This window comes from Nonomuraea aridisoli (assembly GCF_003236395.1).
GTDB lineage: Bacteria > Actinomycetota > Actinomycetes > Streptosporangiales > Streptosporangiaceae > Nonomuraea > Nonomuraea aridisoli.
In genome coordinates, this window is record NZ_POUD01000143.1 from 1 (window position 1) to 22,277 (window position 22,277).

The 22,277-nt window shown below is 71.6% G+C and carries 18 protein-coding genes and 1 riboswitch; of the genes, 14 read left to right on the forward strand and 4 right to left on the reverse strand.

The genetic code is table 11. The annotated features are described in order from the left end of the window. Positions 1–46: 46 nt before the first annotated feature. Together C1J01_RS28675 and C1J01_RS28680 are read right to left on the reverse strand one after the other, a co-directional pair. Entirely contained in the window at positions 47–1,519 is a 1,473-nt protein-coding gene (locus C1J01_RS28675) for an LVIVD repeat-containing protein (protein WP_146615759.1), read from the reverse strand. 199 nt (positions 1,520–1,718) lie between these two features. After that, positions 1,719–3,536 carry a glycoside hydrolase family 35 protein gene (locus C1J01_RS28680; RefSeq protein WP_220040144.1) on the reverse strand — a complete coding sequence of 606 codons (1,818 nt, stop codon included), beginning with the start codon at positions 3,534–3,536 and terminating at the stop codon, positions 1,719–1,721. Positions 3,537–3,618: 82 nt separating this feature from the next. Here C1J01_RS28680 and C1J01_RS28685 point away from each other — a divergent pair, with 82 nt between their 5' ends. From C1J01_RS28685 to C1J01_RS28730, 10 genes are all read left to right on the forward strand, one after another. Beyond that, a complete protein-coding gene (locus tag C1J01_RS28685) occupies positions 3,619–4,641 on the forward strand; it encodes a LacI family DNA-binding transcriptional regulator (protein WP_111182086.1) in 1,023 nt (340 codons plus the stop codon). A gap of 197 nt (positions 4,642–4,838) precedes the next feature. Continuing rightward, positions 4,839–6,161 (forward strand): carbohydrate ABC transporter substrate-binding protein, encoded by a 1,323-nt coding sequence (locus C1J01_RS28690; protein ID WP_111182087.1) that lies wholly within the window; start codon positions 4,839–4,841, stop codon positions 6,159–6,161. A gap of 75 nt (positions 6,162–6,236) precedes the next feature. Further along, positions 6,237–7,190, forward strand: a complete 954-nt coding sequence (locus tag C1J01_RS28695; protein WP_111182088.1) for a carbohydrate ABC transporter permease — start codon at positions 6,237–6,239, stop codon at positions 7,188–7,190. 8 nt (positions 7,191–7,198) lie between these two features. Then, positions 7,199–8,092 (forward strand): carbohydrate ABC transporter permease, encoded by an 894-nt coding sequence (locus C1J01_RS28700; RefSeq protein WP_111182089.1) that lies wholly within the window; start codon positions 7,199–7,201, stop codon positions 8,090–8,092. A 13-nt stretch (positions 8,093–8,105) separates the two neighbouring features. Then, on the forward strand, positions 8,106–8,285 hold the full coding sequence (locus C1J01_RS28705; protein ID WP_111182090.1) for a DUF6903 family protein: 180 nt from the start codon (positions 8,106–8,108) through the stop codon (positions 8,283–8,285). Next, positions 8,285–9,700 (forward strand): alpha-L-fucosidase, encoded by a 1,416-nt coding sequence (locus C1J01_RS28710; RefSeq protein ID WP_220040145.1) that lies wholly within the window; start codon positions 8,285–8,287, stop codon positions 9,698–9,700. Before C1J01_RS28705 ends, C1J01_RS28710 begins: the two co-directional genes overlap by 1 nt. A gap of 104 nt (positions 9,701–9,804) precedes the next feature. After that, complete coding sequence (locus C1J01_RS28715; protein WP_111182091.1) at positions 9,805–10,818, forward strand: peptidylprolyl isomerase; 1,014 nt, start codon at positions 9,805–9,807, stop codon at positions 10,816–10,818. A 26-nt stretch (positions 10,819–10,844) separates the two neighbouring features. Beyond that, on the forward strand, positions 10,845–13,124 hold the full coding sequence (locus C1J01_RS28720) for a discoidin domain-containing protein (protein WP_111182092.1): 2,280 nt from the start codon (positions 10,845–10,847) through the stop codon (positions 13,122–13,124). 108 nt (positions 13,125–13,232) lie between these two features. Next, entirely contained in the window at positions 13,233–15,551 is a 2,319-nt protein-coding gene (locus tag C1J01_RS28725) for a DUF2339 domain-containing protein (protein ID WP_111182093.1), read from the forward strand. Between the two features lie 65 nt (positions 15,552–15,616). Beyond that, complete coding sequence (locus C1J01_RS28730) at positions 15,617–16,051, forward strand: methyltransferase domain-containing protein (RefSeq protein WP_111182094.1); 435 nt, start codon at positions 15,617–15,619, stop codon at positions 16,049–16,051. A gap of 20 nt (positions 16,052–16,071) precedes the next feature. Here C1J01_RS28730 and C1J01_RS28735 read toward each other — a convergent pair whose 3' ends face one another. Together C1J01_RS28735 and C1J01_RS28740 are read right to left on the reverse strand one after the other, a co-directional pair. Beyond that, on the reverse strand, positions 16,072–16,848 hold the full coding sequence (locus tag C1J01_RS28735) for an alpha/beta fold hydrolase (RefSeq protein WP_111182100.1): 777 nt from the start codon (positions 16,846–16,848) through the stop codon (positions 16,072–16,074). Between the two features lie 72 nt (positions 16,849–16,920). Next, complete coding sequence (locus C1J01_RS28740; RefSeq protein WP_146615760.1) at positions 16,921–19,194, reverse strand: ATP-binding protein; 2,274 nt, start codon at positions 19,192–19,194, stop codon at positions 16,921–16,923. Positions 19,195–19,278: 84 nt separating this feature from the next. Beyond that, a riboswitch (adenosylcobalamin (AdoCbl) riboswitch) is annotated at positions 19,279–19,427 on the forward strand. Positions 19,428–19,429: 2 nt separating this feature from the next. Between C1J01_RS28740 and C1J01_RS28745 the strand changes: the two genes are divergently transcribed. The 4 genes from C1J01_RS28745 to C1J01_RS28760 form a co-directional block, all read left to right on the forward strand. Further along, complete coding sequence (locus tag C1J01_RS28745; RefSeq protein ID WP_111182096.1) at positions 19,430–19,627, forward strand: CbtB domain-containing protein; 198 nt, start codon at positions 19,430–19,432, stop codon at positions 19,625–19,627. A gap of 9 nt (positions 19,628–19,636) precedes the next feature. Then, positions 19,637–20,371, forward strand: coding sequence for a CbtA family protein (locus C1J01_RS28750; RefSeq protein WP_111182097.1), 735 nt, complete (start codon positions 19,637–19,639; stop codon positions 20,369–20,371). 4 nt (positions 20,372–20,375) lie between these two features. Then, a complete protein-coding gene (locus tag C1J01_RS28755; protein ID WP_220040146.1) occupies positions 20,376–20,966 on the forward strand; it encodes a histidine phosphatase family protein in 591 nt (196 codons plus the stop codon). Then, a partial coding sequence (locus C1J01_RS28760; protein WP_235854727.1) for an ATP-binding protein occupies positions 20,963–22,277 on the forward strand: 1,315 nt, incomplete at its 3' end. The genes C1J01_RS28755 and C1J01_RS28760, both read left to right, overlap by 4 nt.

A 22,277-nucleotide genomic window follows, 5' to 3' on the forward strand; every position in this document is an offset into this window, starting at 1 on the left:
GGGGTGCGGTGGGGTGCCCTGAGCTGGGTGGCTTTCGGTTGGGTGGTTACTTGTCACATGAGTTCCAGCAGATCTTGTCGTCCGGCTTGCCCGCCAGCTTGCCGTCGAAGCGGAGCACGTCGACGCCTCGGTTGTAGTCGGCGACGTAGATCAGCCCGTTGTGCCAGTACGTGGCCGAGGCCGAACCGCCGGTCACGCCCTCGCCCGCCGGCACACGGAAGTAGCCCACCTGCGTCGGGTTCGTCGGGTCGGACACGTCGAGGAAGCGGGTGCCCTGGCCGTACCACGCCTGGACCACGATGTTGCCGTTCACCGTGAACCAGTGCGCCGAGCAGCTGCCGGTGGTCGCCGAGCCTTCCTTGCCCCACGGCGACCAGCGGCCGATGAGCTTCAGCCGGAACGGCTTCTCCGGCGTCGATCGCCAGGCCTCGCCGTCGTAGCTGCCCTTCAGCGACGCGATCTTGAACTCGCCCGCCTGGGAGCAGGTCGTGATGTTCTCGTTGGTGATGTAGAGCAGCTCACCCTTGTCGAAGGAGCCGAGCTTCTCGGTGTTGTGGTACGCGTTGTGGTCGAAGAAGTCGAAGAACTCGGTGCCCTCCGGGTTGGTGGGGACGACCGTGCCGCCCGCGTACGGCACCGGGTCGTACGCCGTGGCGACGCGGTCGCGCTTCTGCACCGGGTCGTAGTGCCGGCCCTTGGTCCAGTAGCCGCGTACGCCGCCCTCGCCGGAGACCCAGGCGATCCCGTTCTTGTCGACGTCGACGCTGTGCACGTAGTCCGTGACCCCGTCGAACCGGCCGAGGTCGAGCGCCTTGTCGAGGGTGACGGGGTGCTTGTGATCGCGGATGTCGGTGACCCGGATCGGCACGCCCTTCCACGAGGGGTCCTGGCCCGGCGTGCCCGTGTTGGCCGGGCCGACCGTCCACAGGTAACTGCAGTCGTTGATGCAGGTGGACGTGTGGCCGGCGGCGATCGGCTGGAAGACGACCGTCTCGGGCTTCCACGGGTTCTTGACGTCGACGATGTAGACGCCGGACTGCCCGGTGGAGACGGTGCCGCCGAAGCCGCGCGGATCGCGGCTGAGGAAGACCAGCTTGCGCTTGGCGTCGACGGTCATGTTCTCGCCCTCCCAGAACCTGTCCTGGGTGTCGCCGGGCAGGCGGAGCTGGGCAGCGGTGATCGTCGAGACCAGGGCCGGGTGCTCGGGGTCCTTCAACGACCAGACGGCCAGGCCGCCCGTGCCGTTGGCGAACATGAAGTCGTAGCCGTACTTGTCGTAGTGGATGAAGTTGAGGCCGGAGTAGCCGCTGACGCCCTTGACGTTGTCGAGGAACGTGACGTTCTTCGCGACGGCGGTCGTCGGGACGTTGTGCACGTCGTCGAGGACGGGGCCGCCGTGGGCGGAGTCGGAGGACGGTGGCGAGTCGGACGGATCGTCGGCGAACGCTGCGCCGGCTCCCGGTAGCTGGAGTGCCGCCGCCGCTGCCAGCGCGACCGCACCCGCCACAAGGGATTTCACTTTCACCTGAAGCTCCCTAGAGGTCCCGCGGTGTGGTGGACCACAGCGGGACCATGATCACAGTTGGCCCCGATTGTAAGATTCGTGACGAACTGCTGTCATGGCAGCAAAGTGGATCAATCCGCATAAAACTTCTTACGGCACGTGCGGCCGGAACGGGCCGAGCCTCGCCCCCGGCCGGACGGGACGAGCCCCCGAGTCAGTCGAACTCTTCGATGTACTCCTCGGGCGGTCCGAGTTCGGGGCGGTCGCGCAGTTCCAGGATGGAGCCGAGGCGTTCCAGCTCCAGGACGGTCACGGTGTTCTCGCCCTGGCGCAGGAGCGGGGCCGGGCAGTACAGCGTGACCTGCGGGCCGATCTCCCAGTAGCGGCCGAGCAGGAAGTCGTTGACCCAGACGAGGCCGCGGCGCGAGCCCGGGAGGGCGAGGAAGGTGTCCGCGGGCGTCTCGACGTGCACGGTCGCGACGGCGAAGCCGGCGTGCGTGGTGGCGGGGCCGGCGGCGACGGCGCGGGCCAGGTCGGCGGCCGACCAGTCCTGCAGGGCGATCGGGGTGCTGTCCCAGCCCTGCACCATCCGCCGGTCCACGAGGACGGGGCCGAGCAGGCCCTTGTGCCCGCCGATGCGCGGCCCGTAGTTGACCCGGCCGAGGTTCTCGACCAGGACCTCCAGCCGGACGCGCACGCCGGTCCCGCGTACGCGCAGCTCGTCGAGGGCGGCGCCGTCGGCGAAGACCGTGGCCCGGTCGCGGACGTCGGTGAGGACGAGCCGGTGCTCGCCCTCAGGGACGCGCGGGTGCGCGGTGTGCAGCACCATGCCCGCGTCGAGCCCGAGCTGCTCGAACGAGGCCGGCCGCGGCCCGGTCAGGGTGGGCGCCGGCACGGCGCGCAGCCCGGGCAGCAGGTCGGCGCGGTGGACGAGCGGGACACGCGCGGGCGGCAGGGTCGGCAGGCGCTCGGCCACGCGCACGGGCCCCCGCGCGCCGAGAACTTCGCGCACGGCGAAGAACTTGGGGGTGAGCGTGCCGTCCTCGGCGATGGGAGCGTCGGAGTCGTAGCTGGTCACGGTGGGCTGCAGCCGGCCGTCGTCCTCGTTGGCGCCGGCCCAGAGCCCGAAGTTGGTGCCGCCGTGGGCCATGTAGAGGCTGACGCTGCCGCCGTCGGCGATGATGCCCTCAAGGGTGCGCACGACGCTGTCCACCCCGCGGACGTGGTGCCGCTCGCCCCAGTGGTCGAACCAGCCGTTCCAGAACTCGGCGACCACGAACGGCTCGTCGGGCCGCCGCGTGCCGAGGAGCTTGCGGGCGGCGTCGGGCTTGGAGCCGAGGGTGACGGCCGTCAGGGTGTCCGGCAGGGTGCCGCCGTCGAGCATCAGCTCGGTCGGGCCGTCCGCGGTGAACAGCAGCTCCCGGATGCCGCGCGCGGTCAGCGCCTCGCGGTTCCAGCGCACGTAGGCGTGGTCGTCGCCGAAGCTGCCGAACTCGTTCTCGACCTGGACCGCCACGACGGGCCCGCCCGCGGCGGCCTGGAGCGCGGCGACGCGCGGGATCAGCTCGTCGAACCAGCGGCCGACGGCGGAGGTGAACGCAGGGTCGGAGCTGCGGATCGCGACGTCGCGGGCGGTGAGCCAGCTCGGCAGGCCGCCGTTGGACCACTCCGCGCAGATGTACGGGCCCGGCCGGACGACGACGTCGAGCCCCTCCTCGCCGACCATCGTGATGAAGCGTTCTAGGTCGCGCCAGCCGTCGAAGCGGGGGGCCGCGTCCTCGCGGGGCTGGTGGAAGTTCCACGGGACGTACGTGTCGACCGTGTTGAGCCCGAGGTCGGCGAGCCGGCGGATGCGGTCGCGCCACAGGCCGGGATGGACGCGGAAGTAGTGCAGACCCCCGGCGAGGATGCGGTGGGGAACGCCGTGACGGTACAGCCTCCGCCCGCGCCAGGTGAGCGCGCTCGCGGGGCCCGGAGCGCGGTCGGTCGGTGTCGTCGGGGCCGGGGTGTCCGGCGCGGGCAGCTCAGTCACGGCGGTGAGCTTATGTTATCGATGACATACGTAACAAGGCCGATATGATCGATACTGATGAAGGCCGCCAGAGAGGAGTGCCATGACCAAGGCCACCGAGCGGCCCACGAGACTGCCCAGCATGGCCGACGTGGCCAAGACCGCGGGTGTGTCGGCGCAGACCGTCTCCCGCGCCCTGCGCGACTCGCCCAACGTCACGCCCGAGACGAAGAAACGCGTGCTCGCGGCCGTGGAGCAGCTCGGCTACCGGTTCAACAACGCCGCCCGGGTGCTGTCCTCGGGGCGCAGCCACACGATCGGCCTGGTGCTGCTGCAGTCCGGGGGCTACTACTCGCGCTCGGCGGTGACCGCGGGCGTCGAGGCGGCCGCAGGTGAGGCCGGCTACGCGGTCAGCATCGCGACCATCGCCTCCCTCGACACCGGCCTGATGGAGCGCTCCCTGTCGAAGCTGGCCGACCAGGGCGTCGACGGCATCATCATCGCCGTCCCGCTCATCTCGGTGACGCGGAAGATGGAGGACATCACCCGCGACATCCCCACGGTCACCCTTGACGGCTCCCGCACCGCCAGCGCCCGCTCGCTCGGCATCGACCAGAAAGAGGCGGGCCGCCTGGCCACCCAGCACCTGCTCGACCTGGGCCATCGCCAGGTCTGGCACGTCTCGGGCCCCGACGAGTGGATCGAGGCGCGCAGGCGGCGCGAGGGCTGGCAGGAGTGCCTGGCCTCGGCCGGGATCGAGGCGCCGCCGCCGCTGGAGGGCGACTGGTCGCCCGACTCCGGCTACCTGCAGGGGCAGATCCTCGCCCGCATCCCCGACGTGACGGCGGTCTTCGCCGCCAGCGACGAGATGGCCTTCGGCGTGATCCGCGCCCTGCGCGAGCATGGCAGGAAGGTGCCGGACGACGTGTCCATCGTGAGCGTCGACGACATCGCCCTGGCCGCCTACTGCTGTCCGCCGCTGACCACCGTGCGGCAGGACTTCTACCGCTCCAGCGCGGCCGCGGTCGCCCTGCTGCTGCGGGGCGACGACGCCGGCGCGGCCGAGGTCGTGGTCCCGGCGTCGCTGACGGTGCGCGACTCCACGGCGCCGCCCCGCTCGCGCTGACGGTCGAGGCCGTCTGTAACAGCTCGTAAACTGCCTCTTGCATCTTTCATGTTATCGATGCCACTGTAACAAGGTCCGGAATGCAGACCCCTGCACGACGCCCTTTCGGCGTGCCCTCCGACGTGGCCGCAGCCCGGACTTCGTTCTTCCGCTCGCACCCAGGTGGGCAGACGTCCACGGGAAGGATCACCAGAACCATGAGGAGATCACTCGTCCTGGCGGGCGCCGCGGTCACGGTCCTCGGGCTGCTCACCGGCTGCTCCGCCGGCGAGGACGGCGCTGACTCCGGCAAGACGACCCTGAACGTCGCCGCCCTCGAAGGCGGCTACGGCCGCGACATGTACACGCAGGTCATCCAGGCGTACGAGACCGCGCACCCCGACGTCGACGTGCAACTGCAGATCTCGAAGAGCATCGAGGACGAGATCACGCCCAACATGAAGGCGGGGCGCTACCCCGACGTCGTCGTGCTCGGACAGGGCCGTAAAGCCGCGCTCACCGAGACGCTCGTCAAGGACAAGGCCCTGGAGGACCTCACGCCCGTCCTTCAGGCGAACGTCCCGGGCGAGAGCCAGACGGTGAGCGCCAAGCTCATCGACGGCATCATCGGCAACCTCAACACCAACCCGTACGGCGACGACAAGACGTACCTGATGCCGATGTACTACGCGCCGACCGGACTGGTCTACAACAAGGGCCTGTTCGAGGAGAAGGGCTGGGAGGTCCCGGCGACCTGGGACGAGATGTGGGCGCTCGGCGAGGAGGCCAAGAAGGAGGGCATCGCGCTGTTCACGTACCCGACGGCCGGGTACCTCGACTCCTTCTTCTTCGCCCTGCTGGCCGACGTCGGCGGCGAGCAGTTCTACACCGACGTCATGACGTACAAGCAGGGTGTCTGGCAGACGCCGCAGGCCAAGCAGGTCCTCGACATCGCCACCAAGCTGCTGAGCTACGCCGCGCCCACCACGGTCGGCTACGCCAACGAGCAGGACTTCACCAAGAACCAGCAGTCGATCCTCGACAACAAGGCGCTGTTCATGCCGAACGGCACCTGGATCGTCGGCGAGATGGCCGACGCGCCGCGCGAGGACGGCTTCGCGTGGGGCCTGACGCCGCTGCCCGCGGTCAGCGAGGGGGGCAAGCGGTACATCACGACCTCGGTCGAGTCGGTCTGGGTGCCGAGCGCCGCCAAGAACAAGGACGCGGCGAAGGACTTCGTCGCCTACCTGTACTCCGACGCGGCCGCGAAGATCTTCGCCCAGTCGAACGCGATCCAGCCGATCAAGGGCATCGTGGACAGCCTGTCCGGCGAGAATGCCGAGTTCTACAAGGTCTACGAGGACCCGTCGGTCACGGCGCTCGTCGGCGGCTTCGCCAGCACCGCGCCCGTCCCGGGCGTCGACATCAAGGCCACGCTCTTCGACACCGCCAACAGCATCATCAGCGGCGACAAGACCCAGGCCCAGTGGCAGACCGCGCTCGACGACGCCAGCGAGAAGCTCCGCCAGGCGGGCGGCTGACGCACCGGCGGCGGCCCCCCCGCACCGGGCCGCCGCCTCCCCGACCACTCGTCCTGAGCGACCCAAGGACCCGGCATGGCGACGACCACCTCCACCCCACCCTCGGACATCTCGGCACCGGCACGGCCCGCCCGGCGCTCGGCACGGCGGCGCGGCGACGGCCGCTTCGTGCTCGCCTGCCTGCTGCCCGCGCTCGTGCTGTTCGTGTTGTTCATGGTCGTCCCCACCGTGAACGTGTTCCGGATGTCGTTCTACACGTGGAGCGGCTTCTCCCCCGACATGCGTTTCGTCGGGTTCGACAACTTCACCAGGCTCTTCGAGGACGCGCAGTTCGTCCGCGCGTTCCAGAACACCGTCGCGCTGCTGGTCGTCGTGACCGTGGTGACGATGGGCATGGGCCTGTTCCTCGCCGCGATCATGACGCGGCAGCGGCTGCGCGGGCGGAACTTCTACAGGTTCGTGCTCTACGTCCCGAACGTGCTCTCGGTGGTGGTGATCGCGGCGATCTTCTCCGCGATCTACGACCAGCAGAACGGCCTGCTCAACGGCACGCTGCGGCTGCTGTCGCTGGACGGGCTGCAGCAGGTCTGGCTCGGCAACCAGGAGATCGTGCTCTGGTCGGTCGCGATCGCGATGGTCTGGCAGTCGCTCGGCTACTACATGGTGCTCTACATGTCGAGCATGGCGAGCATCCCGGAGGAGCTCTACGAGGCCTCGGGGCTCGACGGGGCGTCCCCCACCCGGCAGTTCTTCTCCATCACCCTGCCGCTCATCTGGCAGAACCTGCGCACGACGCTGACGTTCTTCGTGATGAGCGCCGTCAACCTCAGCTTCGTCCTCGTCCGCGCGATGACCGGCGGCGGTCCCGACGGCTCCTCCGAGGTGCTGCTGAGCTACATGTACAAGCAGGCGTACACGAACTCGTCGTACGGCTACGGCATGGCCATCGGCGTCGTGATCTTCGCCTTCTCGTTCCTCGTCTCGCTCCTGGTGAGCCGGGCGACGCGGCGCGAGCCCCTCCAGTTCTGAGGACACCCATGACCACGATCACCACACCTCGCAACCGCGGCGACCGGCCGAAGGCGGGCCGGGTGCTGACGTACCTCCTCGTCATCGCGATCGCGCTGGCCATCGCGGTGCCGGTCGCGTGGGTGCTGCTCGCCTCGCTGAAGCAGAAAGGCGAGTTCTACGGCAGCCCGTGGACGCTGCCCGAGGGCCTGCACCTGCAGAACTACATCGACGCGTTCGTCACCGCCCGCATGGGCCAGTACTTCTTCACCTCGGTGCTGGTCACGCTGCTCGGGCTGGTGTTCGTGCTGGCGGTCTCGGTGCCGGCGGCGTACGTCATCGCCCGGTACGAGTTCCGCGGGCGCGCGTTCATCGAGGTGGCGCTGCTGGCCGGGCTGTTCGTCAACGTCAACTACATCGTCGTGCCGATCTTCCTGATGCTGGTCGGCTGGGACCGGGCGCTCGTCGATGTGCTGCCGGGGGGCTTCTTCATCGACAACCCCGGGGTGTTGTCGCTGGTGTACGCGGCCACCTCGATCCCGTTCTCGATCTACCTGCTGACCGCGTACTTCCGGTCGATCCCGACGTCGTACGAGGAGGCGGCGGCGCTGGACGGGGCGTCGCGTTTCCAGATCATGACCAGGGTGATGCTGCCGATCGCCCGCCCGGCGGTGGTGACCGTGATCCTGTTCAACTTCCTGGCCTACTGGAACGACTTCATCATCGCGCTCACCCTGCTCCCGGGCGAGGGCAAGACGCTGCAGGTCGGCCTGCTCAACCTGATGACCGCGCAGAAGGCGGCGGCCGACTACGGCCGCCTCTACGCCGGCATGGTCATCGTCATCGTCCCCGTCCTCATCCTCTACGCCCTCATCCAGCGCCGGCTCATCGAAGGCATGTCGTCCGGCGGCGTGAAGGGCTGACAAGGAGACCCGCATGAAGGAATTCACGCGCGGCGCGCTGGTCGTCACCGCCCGGACGCTCGTCGCGGCCGTCTGCGTCGCGGTCGTCGTCATCGCCCGCACGACCGTCGGATGGGGCAGCCTCGCGATCATGTTGTGCGCGCTGCTCGTCCTGCTGGTCGTGCTGGCCTCGTACAACCGGAGGTTCCGCTGATGAACGGGCGCGCGCTGAGCGCCGTCAGGCCGAGCGAGCGCCAGCTCGCGTGGCAGGAGATGGAGTTCTACGGGTTCATCCACTTCGGCATGAACACGATGACGGACCGCGAGTGGGGCGAGGGCCACGAGGACCCCGCCCTCTTCGACCCGGCCGGCCTCGACGCCGACCAGTGGGTCAGGGCGCTGAAGAGCGCCGGGATGACCGGGGTGATCCTCACCTGCAAGCACCACGACGGCTTCTGCCTGTGGCCGAGCGACGTCACGACGCACTCGGTGGCCTCCTCGCCGTGGCGCGACGGCCGGGGCGACGTCGTCGCGGAGGTCGCCGACGCGGCGCGGCGGCACGGGCTGAAGTTCGGCGTCTACCTGTCGCCGTGGGACCGCACCGAGGCGTCGTACGGCGGCGGGACCGCCTACGACGACTTCTACGTCGCCCAGCTCACCGAGCTCCTCACCCGCTACGGCCCGGTGTTCACCGTGTGGCTGGACGGCGCGAACGGCGAGGGCCCGAACGGCAGACGCCAGCTCTATGACTGGGACCGCTACTACGCGGTGGTGCGTGAGCTGCAGCCGGACGCGGTCATCAACGTGTGCGGGCCCGACGTCCGCTGGTGCGGCAACGAGGCCGGGCAGACCCGCCCCGACGAGTGGAGCGTGGTCCCGAGGGAGCTGCAGGACGCCGAGCGCGTCGCCGACCGTTCGCAGAAGGCCGACGACGGGACGTTCGCCCGGCTCGTCCGCAGCGACGACCTCGACCTCGGCAGCCGGGCCGCGCTGGCGGGGCACGAGGACGACCTGGTCTGGTACCCGGCCGAGGTGAACACCTCGATCCGGCCCGGCTGGTTCCACCACCCGGCCGAGGACGACGCGGTCCGGTCCGTGGACGAGCTGTTCGGCATCTACCTGAAGTCGGTCGGCGGCAACTCCTGCTTCCTGCTCAACGTCCCGCCGGCCCGTGACGGGCTCGTCCACGACGCCGACGTGGCGGTGCTGGCGGAGCTCGGGCGGCGGATCGAGGGCTTCCGCGCGCGGCGCGTGGCGGCGAGCGCGGCGGTGACGTCCGGCGCACCGGGCGACGTCGCGACCGCGTGGCCCGGACGGGCGCGTACGCCGTGGCGGCCGGACGACGCCGACGCCGTGCCCGCGGTGACGCTCGCGTTCGACCGCTCGCGGGTGGTCGAGGCGGTCGTCGTGGGCGAGGACATCACGCAGGGGCAGCGCGTCGAGCACGTCGTCGTCAAGGGCCGCGCCGGCGGCCGGTGGACGACGCTCGCCGAGGCGAACGCGGTCGGCTACCAGCGCATCCTGACGTTCCCGCCGGCCGAGGCCGACGCCGTGCGGGTGGAGATCACCGAGACCCGCGACACGCCCGTGGTCGCCCGCGTGGCGGTGATCGAGGCGGCGTCCTCGTGAAAGGCGGCGGGAAGCGTCCCGGGAAGAGCCCGGCCCGAAGCCCGGCCCGAAGTACGGCTGCGGGTACGGCGGGGCGGCGGTCGCGGCGGTCGCGGCGGGTCGCCGTGCTGGTCACCGGCGTCTGCGTCGCGCTCGCCGCGCTGGTGGCCACCGGAGTGGCGCTCGCGCAGCGCACCGACGAGGTGGCCGCCATCGACGGGCACGCCGTCACCCGCGACGAGCTGCTGTTCCACATGCGGCGCTTAGCGCCGGCCGTGCAGAACGAGCTGCGCAACCGGTACCGCTTGACCGGCGCGATCGACTGGACGGCGCGGGCCGGCGAACGCACCGCGCTCCAGCGGCTCGCGGACCGCGCGCTCGACGAGATCCGGCAGGACAAGACCACGCTCGTCCTCGCGAAGGAACAGGGTCTGGTCGAGTCCGTGGACCACGCCGCCTTCCTCGCCGAGCTGGAGGAGGAGAACGCGCGGCGCGCCGACGACATCGGCAGGGGTGAGGTCGTCTACGGGCTCGCGGAGTTCTCGCCCGAGGAGTACTACTCCCACCGCCTCACCGAACTCACCACCCTGCTGAAGCAGCGGCTCAGCGCCAAGGTAGGCGACCCGCTCCACGTCACCGACGCCGAGGTGAGGCAGGCGTTCGAGGCCGACAAGGACGCGTGGAGCGCGAACGCGACCACATACGCGTACACGAAGCTCGTGGTGCCCGTGCCCGAGGGCGCCGGGCCCGACCACGTGGCCGCGCTGGAGCGGCGGGTGGCCGCCGCGGACGGGCTGCGGGACGCCGCGAAGCGCGAGCCCGGCGCGCAGCTCACCACGGACACCTACCACGGCGGCGGCACCGCCGCCCATCAACAGGACCTCATGGCCGTGCTCGGCACGCTCACCCCGGGCCGGATCTCCGACCCGGTCCCGAGCGCCGGGCAGATCACGTTCTACGAGCTCACCGGCAGGACCGTCGACGAGAAGGCGGCGTTCGCCGACTACTCCCGCCGGATCCGGCAGTCGCTCGTGGAGGAGAAGTTCCACCAGTTCCTCCGGCGCCGCGTGGACGGCAGCGACATCACGGTCGACACGGCGGCGGTGGAATCCGTCAATCCAGAGGATGTACAGCATTGAGATTCCAACCACCCCCCGTGGCGCGGATGTTGCGCGTGGGTCTGACCGCCGTGCTGGCCGCGCTGGTCGCCGGATCGATCGCGCCGGCCGCGTCCGCCGCGTCCGTTCCTGACGACGTTGCCAGCGCCCAGCGGGACCTGCCGGGCAACTCGCCCAACCCGACCGGTGGCCAGGACTACTTCGTCGACGCCACGAACGGCAGCGACGACGCCTCCGGCACCTCGCCGGAGAACGCCTGGCGCACCCTCGCCAAGGTGAGCGCGACGACGTTCCAGCCGGGCGACCGGATCCTGCTCAAAGCCGGCGAGCAGTGGCACGACGAGCAGCTGTGGCCGAAGGGCTCCGGCAGCGACGGCAAGCCGATCACCATCTCGGCGTACGGCGACCCGAAGGCCCGGCGGCCGTACATCGCGGCCAACGGCAAGGTGCCGAGCCCGTTCCGGGCCGACGGCACGAAGAACCCCGAGACGGTCGGCCTGACCGGCGCCATCGTGCTGCGCAACCAGCAGTACTACGAGATCGACAACGTCGAGCTGTCCAACGACGACGACTTCGCGACGAACATCACCACCGGGTCGTACGTCCGCGACGGCATCGCGGTCACGATCAACGCCGACCTGCTGCCGGCCGGCGCCGACAGCATCATGGACCACTTCCGCATCTCGAACGTGTACGTCCACGACCTCGACGGCCCGAGCACCTGGCAGAAGATCCACTACGGCGGCGTCAGCTTCCAGGTCTTCGGCGAGAAGAGCTACAAGGAGTACGGCACCGGCGGCTACTACTTCAAGGACGTCCGGATCGAGGACAACACCTTCGACAAGGTGGAGCTGCACGCCGTGCAGTTCGCGTTCAACTGGTTCAACGCCGACGGGCGCGACGCCGGGCAGTACGACGAGAGCGGCAAGTTCCACGAGGGCTGGGAGCAGCTGTGGGTGCGCACCCGTGACCTGTACAGCCGTGACGTCTACATCGGCCACAACTACGCCGAGAGCGTCGGGCAGGGCGCGATCCAGCTCGCCAACACCAAGAACATGACCGTCGAGTACAACGAGGTCAACGGGTTCCTGGAGCGCTACGACGCGGTGTCGTGCGGGCTCTACCTGTGGGCGGGCGCGGACTCGGTCATGCAGTACAACGAGGTGTACGGCGGTCCGAACAACGAGTTCGACGGCACGCCGTGGGACCTGGAGTACACGAACTTCAACGTCACGTACCAGTTCAACTACTCGCACGACAACGCGGCGGGCTGGATGGCGTACATGGGCAACAGCTCCAACTCCGTCGCCCGCTACAACCTGAGCGTCAACGACAACGGCGTGCTGGTGAAGAACATGTTGTCGACGAACTACACGCCGACGTACTTCGTCAACAACACCTTCGTCTACGACGGCGCGGACCTGGACTACTTCCACGACGAGACGTTCCTGAGCCCGGTCTACTTCCTGAACAACGTCTTCTACAACACCTCGAAGACCGACTCGACGCCGTGGTACCGCAGGACCGGCGCGCTGCGTCACGCCGTGTTCTCCAACAACGACTTCTACGAGGCGAGCGGGCAGCACTCCGACCAGGAGCCGGCCGACCCGAACAAGCTGCGCGTGGATCCGAGGTTCGTCGGCGACCCGGCGAAGTACGTCACCGGCGCGGGCGTGGACCGCATCCGGAAGGCGGCGGCGCACTTCAAGCTGCGCGGTGACTCGCCGCTCATCGACGCCGGCCGTTACAACGCGCACCTGGGCACCGAGGACTTCCTCGGCACGCACATCTACTACGGCGACGCCCCCGACATCGGCATCGCGGAGCACCGGCGCGGCCAGAAGGTCGACAACCCGGTGGACGAGAACCCGATCGAGGAGCAGCCGGGCGACGATCGGGAGAACCTCGCCCTCGGCAAGCCGGTCACGGCGAGCTCGACCCACCCGGGCGCGAACGGCACGCTCGGCGCGGTCAACCTGACCGACGGCGACCCGGCCACCCGCTGGGCGGCGGCGGACGACGCGACGTACCCGATCACGCTCGACGTCGACTTCGGCGCGGACACCACGTTCGACGAGGTGTACCTCGACGAGTACACCGACTCGGGCACCAACCCGCGGGTGCAGTCGTTCGAGCTGCAGCGCTGGGACGCCGCGACCGGCGCGTGGGTGACGTTCGCGAGCCGTGACGACGGCGTCGGGCACGACCTGTCGGTGACGGGCTTCGGCGACGTCACGACGTCGAAGCTGCGCGTCGCCCTCACGGCGCAGATCGCCACCGAGCAGTACACCCCGACCATGACGGAGATCGCCGTCTACCGCGGGTAGCAGGGGCACGGCAGGGGCCCTCCCGGGCCTCTGCCGTCCTGGTTTGATCAACTTTGTGGTGGCTCGCTAAGGTGGGGCGCTTTCCCCCGCGCTCCCCAGGAGTTGGCCATGGGCCGCCACCGTTTCGGCAGGATCGCCGCCCTCGTAGCGTTCGGCTACCTCGCGGTCCTGGGCATTCTCGCCCTGGCCGGCGACGGGGGCGACCTGCTCTGGACGGTCGTCACGCGCGACGCCGGCGTGAGCTGGTTCCTCGGCGACGAGACGCTCACCGTGCCGTGGGGGCTGGCGGTCGTCCTGGTCCTCATCGGGGCGCTGCAGGCGTGGGCGCTGTGGCAGGTGCTGCGCGGGCGCGTCCGGGGCGAGCTGACGCCCCGGGGCAGGGTGGTCGGCCTGCTGCGGCTCGCCCTGTACCTCAGCGTCGGCAACAGCCTGCTCGGCCTCGTGAGCGCGCCGCTGATCCGCGCCTGGGAGGCGTACTGGCTCTGGCCGGTGACGGTGATCGTCTCCGGGCTGCTGCGACTGGCCCTCGTGTGGCTGTTCTTCCTCGCGCTCCGCGGCGTCGTCTCGCGCGGGCTGCGGCTGTTCTCCGTCGTCGCCGGGACCGTCGCCTGGGTGAGCGGCATCGGGTATGAGATCGCGAGCGCGTTCGACGCGCGCTCCGCCGCGCAGATCTTCGACCTCGGCGGAGCGGATGGCTACACCTGGACGGCGTGGTCGGTGGCGATCCTGATCGCCCAGGCCAGGGATCCGCGCTGGAGCGCGGCGACCGTCCGGATCGGCGTCGTCGCGCAGGTGGTGTCTCTCCTGCAGCCCAGCGGGATCGTCTCCTTCGGCGGCAACGGGTTCCCCTACATCCTCACCGTCTACACTCTGCTCGGCGCCGCCGCCGTCTTCGGGCTGGTGTGGGAGGCCAGGAGCGCCCACGAGCTGGCGAACCCCCTTCCGGGGCCGGTCCCCAGGCGGTCACCGCAGCGGGCGGCGGCCAGGGGGTGGCCGCTGGCCGCCGTGGCGATCGTGCTCCCGCTGATCCCCGCCGCCGTCAACCTCGCGCAGGGCAGGTACCTCTGGATCGGCCCCCGAGGGGTGATCGAGGAGTTCGTACGCGTGGACGCGAGCAGCAGGCAAGCTCTGATCTGGCTCGCCATGGACGCCGTCGTCGGCGTGGGCGGACCGGCGCTGCTGGTGCTGGCCGCCGTCCTGCTCCGGACCCGCCGTGTCCTGCGGTTCACGACGCTGACGCTCACCGTCGCCGCCGCCGTGGGCTTCGTCAGCGCGCTCACGGCGACGCCGGTGCCGGACGACTTCGGCGAGTTCTTCTACGAGGGCACGCAGATCTACCCGGACGGGCTGTTCACGCCGGGAAGCGACGGTGAGATCTTCTTCGGCGTCTCGCCGTCGTGGTACAGCGCGGCCCTGCTCGCCTCCGCCCTGCTCCTGATGGTGCTGTATCCGGCCGCACCCGACCGGCGGGTACGCCACCACGTGCTGCTGGCCGGGGTCGCCGCCACGGTCGCGCTCGCGTTCGTGCCCGTCGCTGACCAGGCGCGGGGCCCGGTCACCGCGGCCGAGGACTGCGCCCCGCGCGAGACGTGGACGGGCGAGCCCGAGGAGCCCGCGCTCACCCGGGACCAGCGGTTCGTCTGCTCGTTCCGTAACGCGGGCCTGGTCGGGTTCGCCGCCACCACGCCCGACTCCGTGATCCTCGCCCACGCCCGCCGCCTCTGCGGCGTCTACACCCGCGACGACCCGCAGGAGGTCGCCCGTCTCCAGGCGACGGAGGGGCTGAAGCGCGACGCTCTGACGTACCCGCTCGCGGACATCTGCCCCAGCGCCGGCGCCGTGGTCGCCGCCGCGGCCGCCGAACAGGACCGGGAGATCGAGGAGTGGGAGGCCGACGCGCAGCGCATGTGCGACTCGACCCCGCGCCACCGCCCGCTCGTCAAGCCGGCCAAGGCGACCCGCATCAAGGAGCCCCAGTGGACGGACTACGGGGTCGTGGAGACGTACGAGCCGACCGAGGACGGCGGCGACCCGTTCGAGGACGGCCTGCTGGAGCGGGCTCAGGACGACGGGCTGGTGGCCGCCCTCCCCGGACACCTGATGATCCTCACGCACTCCGACTACGACCTCTGCGTCACGCTGGAGACCTATACTCGCCGCCCACCGGTGGAGACCAAGGGATGGGACCACGTGGCCGAGGTCGGCTACGACAGCCCCACCGGTCAGATCGTGCTCATGGACGGCCTGAGCGGCACCACGTTCCCCGACCTCTCGCTCAACGGCCGCGCCGGCCGCTACCGGATCCGCGTCCACTACGACTGGTTCGAGTGGAAGGGGCTCCAGCAGGGCGGCCAACGCCTCCTGATCATGGCGTTCCCCGGAAAGAGCGACAAGCCGATCACGTACCGCAAGCCCCGTAGACGGTGAGCCAGGCCACTTCCACGACCGCAGCACCCTCCGAAGGCAGACGACCGTCATTTAGTCTTCCGCTCATGCCGACCCGTCTGTCACCTCGCCTCGCCGCGGTCGTGAACGCGCTTCCCCTTCGGCCGCACTCGCGTGTCCTCGAAATCGGGTGCGGGCCCGGTGCGGCCGCGCGGGCGGTCGCGGCCCGGCTCACCACCGGCCACATCCTGGCCATCGACAGATCCGCCACCGCCATCGCCCAGGCCGAAGCCGCCGCGATGGACGAGATCGCCTCCGGCCGCATGAGCGTCCGCCAGTGCGCGGGCGAAGACTTCGTCCTGCGGGCTGACGAAGAGCCGTACGACATCGTGTTCGCCGTTCGGGTCGGAGCCCTCGACGGGCGACATCCCGAGGACGGCCGGCGGGTGCTCCAGCGCGTCGCCGCGGCGACCACGACGCAGGCCCGGCTTTTCATCGACGGCGGCGATCCGCTTCGTGAGCTGCTCATCCCGCGGGCTTGAGCTCCTCTCCGCACGTGCGGTCAGCCGGTGAGGATCTTGGCTAGCTCCGCGGGGTGGGCCAGGTGGGGGAAGTGGCCGCTGTCCGGCAGGACGGTGACGGCGACGTCGGGCAGGGCGGACTCCAGCCAGCTCCGGTAGGCCGGGGGCAGCGGGTTGCCGGTGACGTGGTGGTAGGGGATGCCGCGGGCGCGGATGGCCGCGAGGTCATGGGTGCGAAGCTTCCTGAGCTCGTCCGCAGGCGTGTCGAGCAGTTCCGCCCAGTAGCCGAGCAGGAGGTCCTGCCTGGGGGTCGTGGCCGTCCGCACGAGTTCCCGCGCGGCGGGCGGCAGCAGCTCGACGTGCATCCCGGCGACCATGGACTCCCACACCTGCGGCCAGCCGGGGCCGCGCAACGTCGGTTCCGCCTGGAGCAGCACGTCGCGGAACCCGCCGACCAGCAGCGGCTGGTCCACGTTGACGACGCCGCGAGCCGGATGGGCCGCGGCGTAGAGCGTCGCCAGCGCGCCGCCGAGCGAATGCCCCACGATGATCGGCGCGTCCAGCCCGGCGGCGGTCACCGCCTGGTGCAGGACCTCGACGACCTCGCCGGAGCGGTAGGAGGCGCGGCGCGGCGAGCCCCCGTGCCCCGGCAGGTCGAAGGCGACCGCGCGGCGCCCCGGATCGATGACGGCCAGCTCACGCAGGACCGGCTCCCAGTGCCGCCGGTCATAGGTCAGCCCGTGCAGGAGGACCAGCGGCGGCCGGTCGTCGGCCGTGCCGTGGTCGTCGGCCGCGAGGCCCCAGGAATGCTCAGTCATGTACGTCTCCCGTTCGTGAAACTCCATCAGGGAGGCGTGCCGTCGGAGCGTACGAATCGTTCGTGGCGCACGTCACAGACGCCAGCGGCCCGGCCCGCCGGGCGCCGGCTGGTAGCGGAAGAAGCGGCCGGTGCGCAGCGACGCCCGCAGGTGGGCCCCCGCCAGCGGTGCCACCGCCTCGATCCGCTTCACGGTCGCCCACAACGCCCGGGTCGCGTTCACCCGCGCCCGTTCGGTCTCGGGGTCTTGAACGCGGGGCCGGCCGCCGAGCCCGGTGGCGCGCCGCAGCTCGGCGAGCAGAGCCGTCCGCTCCGCCTGCAGTGTGGCGGCCCGTGCGGCGTCACCGGCGCGGTCGGCCCCGTCGAGTTGCTCGTCGAGCTGCCGCACCCGCCGCCGGTAGGCCGCACGGGCGGCGGCGTCCAGGAGCGGCTCGGCCGCGGGCGCCCGCAGCCCGGCCCCGCCCGCCACCAGGTCCAGCGCCGGGATCTCCTGCCCGGGCGCGGCCAGCAGCGTCCGCAGGTACCGCACCCCCCGCCCGTCGCGGAGCCGGACGGTCTCCGGGCCGGCGTCGAGCCGCCAGTCGTCGCCGTCCCTGGTCAGCCGCCACTCGTCGGCGGGCGGCGTGAGCTCGGCGAGGAGTCCCGCGAGGCCCAGACGCTCGGCGATCGAACGTGCCCTGGCGAGATCGCCGTCGGCCCGGTCGCGGGCGGCCGACGCCCGCGCGACCAGGGTATGGGCGAGCCAGGGCAGCGCCCCGATCCGCTCCTCCATCTCGACCGCGCGGTCGAGATGGCACACCGCGTCGTCGGTACGGCCCAGCCGGGCCGCGAGGCGGCCGAGGTGGTCGTCCACCGGTCCGGTGATCGTGTTGGCGCCGCCCCAGACGACCAGGCGCCCCCGGTACGGGAGCAGCGCGGCGTACAACGCCTCGGCGGCCGCCGGCTCACCGACTCGGGAGGCCACCATCGCGAGGTCGGCCACGGCGCCGATCCACCGCGGCCCCGATCCGGCGAGCACGGCGGGCAGCAGCCGTTCCAGCTCGAGGCCCGCCTCGACGCCGCGGCCGGACTCGGCCAGCGCCCTGGCCGCGGTCGCCTCGAAGAAGTGTCCGGGCAGCCGCCGGGCGAGGTCCTGCCACTCCTCGACGTGGTCCGCGACGTCGCCCCGCATCACGTCGATCGCGCTGCGGAGCGAGCCGACCAGGCGCTCGGTGTCGGCCAGCCCGGCCCGCCGGCCGCGTACGGCGACCTCGTCGGCGAGTGCGGCGGCCGTGTCGAAGCGGCCGCGTACGGTGGCGAGCATCGACTGCCGCGCCAGCACCATGACCGCCGCCTCGACGTCGCCGGCCAGTTCGCCGGCTCTGGAGTAGGCGGTCAGCGCGGCCTCGGCGCCCGTCAGCTCGCCGAGCTCGGCCAGCGCCACGAAACGCCAGAACAGCCCGCGCCGCTCGGCCTCGCCGTCACCCGTCACCCGCGCCTGCTCCACGATCCGGGAGGCCGTGGCGAGGCGTTCGTGCGCGGCGGCCGGGTCCCACAACGCGTGGAGGCGGGCGTCGAGCACCTCGGCGACCGTGCCGGGGTCACCGGCCGTCCGGGCGGCGGCCGACGCCTGGTCGATCAGTCTCCGCCGGCGTGCCGCGGCCGACGGGTCGCCCAGCAGCTCGCGGGCGAGCCGGGCCAGCACCCTGGCGCGGACGGCGGGCGGCGAGGGTCGCCCGGCCGCCGTCTCCAGCAGGCGGATCAGGCCGGCGTCGAGGTCGAGGAACGCCGCGCGCGACGGCGTGGACAGAGCGAGGTGGACCACCGGGTCATCGGCGGGGCCGAGCCCGGCCAGCTCGTCCGCCAGGCTCAGGGCGGCTCCGGGGAGCCCGCCGGAGGCCAGCCACAGCGCGTGGACCGCTTCGGCCGGCAGCTCCGGAACCAGTCCGGCAAGCTCCGCCTCCGTGAGGCCGCGCAGGCGGAGCTCCGGCGTCAGCCCGAGGGGGTCGGAGCCCGCCGCGATCAGGCCTGATCTCGAGGCGGACGCGAGGTGGGTGAGACGTTCCGCGGCGTGTGGACCGGCCCGGTCGACGTCGTCGATCAGGATGAGACGCGGGCCGTCCTGGGCGATCGACCGGGAGAGCCCGCCGGCATCCATGTGGGCGATCGACCGGGAGAGCCCGCCGGCGTCCATGCGGACGACCGGGATGGCCCGGGCGCGGGCGAGCGCCGCCGCCGCGTCGAGCAACGCCGTCTTGCCGGCGCCGGCGGGACCCGTGACGACGAGGTGCCCGCCGGAGCCCGCGGCGACCCGGTCGAGCAACCGCTCCACCGCCGCCAGCTCCCTCCGGCGTGCGATCAGGCTCACCTCGGCAGCGTATCCACCGCCGCACGAGTCACCCCAATCCACCCCGTACGCGATGGATTGACGGGAACGGGAGGAAAGGATACGTTCCGGTAGATTTCACGGTTGCCCGAGGGAAATCCGGTGAGAAGCCGGTGCGGTCGCGCCACTGTATCCGGGACGTAGATCCCGGGAGCCAGGTCGCTCGGGCCCCTGTGACCTCAACAGATCGGGACGCGTCATCCCTGAGGAGGCATGCATGAGTGACCTGACCACTCCTTCGTCCGTTTCTTCCATCCCCTTCCCCCGCCTGCGCCCGTGGCTGGCGGTCGTGCCGCTGCTGCTGATCGTCGGCTACCTGGTGCTCATGGACAACGGCGCCCTCTCCCAGGCGGGGCCGTTCCTGCACGAGCTCATGCACGACGGGCGTCACCTGCTCGGCGTTCCGTGCCACTAGGGACTCCGGATGGTACGCACCCTGCTGGTCAGGGGCCTGCTCGTGGGCCTGCTGGCCGGGTTCGTCGCGGGCGGGTTCGCGTTCGTCTTCGGCGAGCCGCACCTGGACGCCGCGATCGCCCTGGAGGAAGGGGCGGCTCCGGCCGCCGCGCACGCGCATGACCATGACCATGACCACGGGGACGAGGCGGCGCTCGGCAGGCCGGTGCAGAAGGCCGGGCTGTTCCTCGCCACCGGGCTCTACGGGGTCGCCGTGGGAGGGGTCTTCGCCCTCGTGTTCGCGGGGCTGCGCGGGCGGGTCGGCCCTCGGTCGGACGGTGGGCTGGCGCTGGCCGCCGCCGGGACGGCCTTCGGCGCGGTCATTCTCGTGCCGTTCCTGAAATATCCGGCGAACCCGCCGGCGGTGGGCGACCCCGCCACGATCAACCAGCGGACCCTGCTCTACGTCGTGATGATCCTCGTCGGCCTGGCCGCGACGGCCGCCGCCGTGGCGACCGCGCGCCGCGTCACCACGGGCCCGTGGGCGCGCGGGACGTGGGCGGCCGGGGTGTTCCTCGTCCCGGTGGTCGCGGCGTGGTGGCTGCTGCCGGGGTTCGACGAGGTGCCCGAAGGGTTCCCCGCCACGTTGTTGTGGGAGTTCAGGCTCTCGTCCCTGGGGACTCAGCTGGTGTTCTGGGCGGCGTTCGGCGTGCTGTTCGGCCGGCTGAGCGACCGCGCGGCGCGCCGTCCCGCCGTAGCGGGCTGAGCGGGTGCTGTTCGTACGTCACGCCGGCACGCCGGGCATGCGGGCCGCGTGCTTCCCCGCCGACGAGCCCCCTGACCCGTCCGGCCTGGCCCGCGCGACCGCCATGGCCGGCGCCCTGACCGTGCGCGGCCCCGCCGTTCCGGCCGAAGGCGTGGTCGGCGGACGGGCGTGGGTGGCGCCGAGTACGGCGGCGGTGCGGACGGCCGTCGCCATGGGGCTGGAGCCCGTCCCCGAGCCGGCGCTCGCGGAGGCGGACCACGGCAGGTGGCGCGGGCTGCCGTACGCGCGGGTCGCCGAGGAGGAGCCGGAGGCGCTGGCGCGCTGGCTGACCGACCCGCACGCCACCCCGCACGGCGGCGAGAGCCTGGCCGCGCTCGCGGCGCGGGTCGCCGGCTGGCTGGAGGGCATGCGCGCGGAGCCGGCCGGCGTCGTCGTGTGCGACGTGGGCGTGATCCGCGCGGCGCTCGGTCACGCGCTCGGGTTGCCGCCGCCCGCCGCCGCCCGCTTCGACCTCGCGCCTCTGTCCACCACCGAGCTGACCGCCACGCGGGACGGCTGGCGGGTGGCCCATGTCAACCGGAAGGTCCCGTCTTGATCGTCACGTATCCGTTCAGCGCCGTCGTCGGGCTCGACGACCTGAAACTGGCGCTGGTGCTCAACGCCGTCTCCCCACGAGCCGGCGGCGTGCTCGTCCGCGGGGAGAAGGGCACCGCCAAGTCGACCATCGTGCGGGCGCTGGCCGCCCAGCTGCCGTCCGTCGAGGTGGTGGCCGGGTGCCGCTTCGCCTGCGACCCGGCGGCGCCGGATCCCGGCTGTCCCGACGGGCCGCACGAGCCGGGCCCGGCCGGCCTGCAACGGCCGGCGGCGCTGGTCGAGCTGCCGGTGGGCGCGTCGGAGGACCGCCTCGTCGGCTCCCTGGACGTGGAACGCGCGCTGACCGAGGGGGTGAAGGCGTTCGAGCCGGGCCTGCTGGCGGCGGCGCACCGTGGCGTGTTGTACGTGGACGAGGTGAACCTGCTCCACGACCACCTCGTGGACCTGCTGCTCGACGCCGCCGCCCTCGGCACCTGTTACGTGGAGCGCGAGTCGGTGTCGGTACGCCATGCCGCCCGCTTCCTCCTGGTCGGCACCATGAACCCGGAGGAGGGCGAGCTGCGCCCCCAGCTGCTCGACCGGTTCGGGCTGACGGTGGAGGTGCGGGCGTCCCGGAACCCGGACGAACGCGCCGAGGTCGTCCGGCGGCGGCTCGCGTTCGACGCCGAACCGGAGGCGTTCGCCGCCCGGTGGGCGGCCGAGGAGGCGGCGCTGGCGGCGCGGATCGCGCAGGCCAGGGCCCGGGTGCCCGCCGTGCGGCTGCCGGACGCGCGGCTGCGGCAGATCGCCGCCGTGTGCGCCGGGTTCGAGGTGGACGGCCTGCGCGCCGACCTGGTCACGGCCAACGCCGCCATCGCGCACGCCGCCTGGCACGGCCGGGAGGTGGTGACGACCGAGGACGTGCGCGCCGCGGCCCGCCTGTCGCTGCCGCACCGCCGCCGCCGCGACCCGTTCGACGCGCCGGGGCTGGACGAGGCGCTGCTGGACGAGCTGCTGGAACGTACGGGCGGGGACGACGACCCGTCCGACGGCCCCGACGACCCGTCCGGCGGTTCCCCCGGCCCCGGCGGCCCGGACCGGGACGACACCGCTCAAGACGGCACACACGGACCAGATCGCGACGGCTCGGGACAGGACCGCTCGGATCGGGATGGTTCGCCTGGTGACGGCACAGAGCCGGGAAGTGCTGGCCAGGAGCGCTCAGGTCTGGACCGATCTGGTCGAAATGGCGAGAGTCGGGACGACGCAGGCCCCGATGGCTCAGATCGTGATGCCCCAGGGCGTGATGGCGCCGGCCCGGATGGTGGCGGGG

Excerpts from the sequence above, each read along its gene's own strand:
- C1J01_RS28685 (WP_111182086.1), top strand. The coding sequence starts at position 3,619 with ATGACCAAGGCCACCGAGCGGCCCACGAGACTGCCCAGCATGGCCGAC.
- C1J01_RS28690 (WP_111182087.1), top strand. The coding sequence starts at position 4,839 with ATGAGGAGATCACTCGTCCTGGCGGGCGCCGCGGTCACGGTCCTCGGG.
- C1J01_RS28695 (WP_111182088.1), top strand. The coding sequence starts at position 6,237 with ATGGCGACGACCACCTCCACCCCACCCTCGGACATCTCGGCACCGGCA.
- C1J01_RS28700 (WP_111182089.1), top strand. The coding sequence starts at position 7,199 with ATGACCACGATCACCACACCTCGCAACCGCGGCGACCGGCCGAAGGCG.
- C1J01_RS28705 (WP_111182090.1), top strand. The coding sequence starts at position 8,106 with ATGAAGGAATTCACGCGCGGCGCGCTGGTCGTCACCGCCCGGACGCTC.
- C1J01_RS28710 (WP_220040145.1), top strand. The coding sequence starts at position 8,285 with ATGAACGGGCGCGCGCTGAGCGCCGTCAGGCCGAGCGAGCGCCAGCTC.
- C1J01_RS28720 (WP_111182092.1), top strand. The coding sequence starts at position 10,845 with ATGTTGCGCGTGGGTCTGACCGCCGTGCTGGCCGCGCTGGTCGCCGGA.
- C1J01_RS28725 (WP_111182093.1), top strand. The coding sequence starts at position 13,233 with ATGGGCCGCCACCGTTTCGGCAGGATCGCCGCCCTCGTAGCGTTCGGC.
- C1J01_RS28730 (WP_111182094.1), top strand. The coding sequence starts at position 15,617 with ATGCCGACCCGTCTGTCACCTCGCCTCGCCGCGGTCGTGAACGCGCTT.
- C1J01_RS28735 (WP_111182100.1), bottom strand. The coding sequence starts at position 16,848 with ATGACTGAGCATTCCTGGGGCCTCGCGGCCGACGACCACGGCACGGCC.
- C1J01_RS28745 (WP_111182096.1), top strand. The coding sequence starts at position 19,430 with ATGAGTGACCTGACCACTCCTTCGTCCGTTTCTTCCATCCCCTTCCCC.
- C1J01_RS28750 (WP_111182097.1), top strand. The coding sequence starts at position 19,637 with ATGGTACGCACCCTGCTGGTCAGGGGCCTGCTCGTGGGCCTGCTGGCC.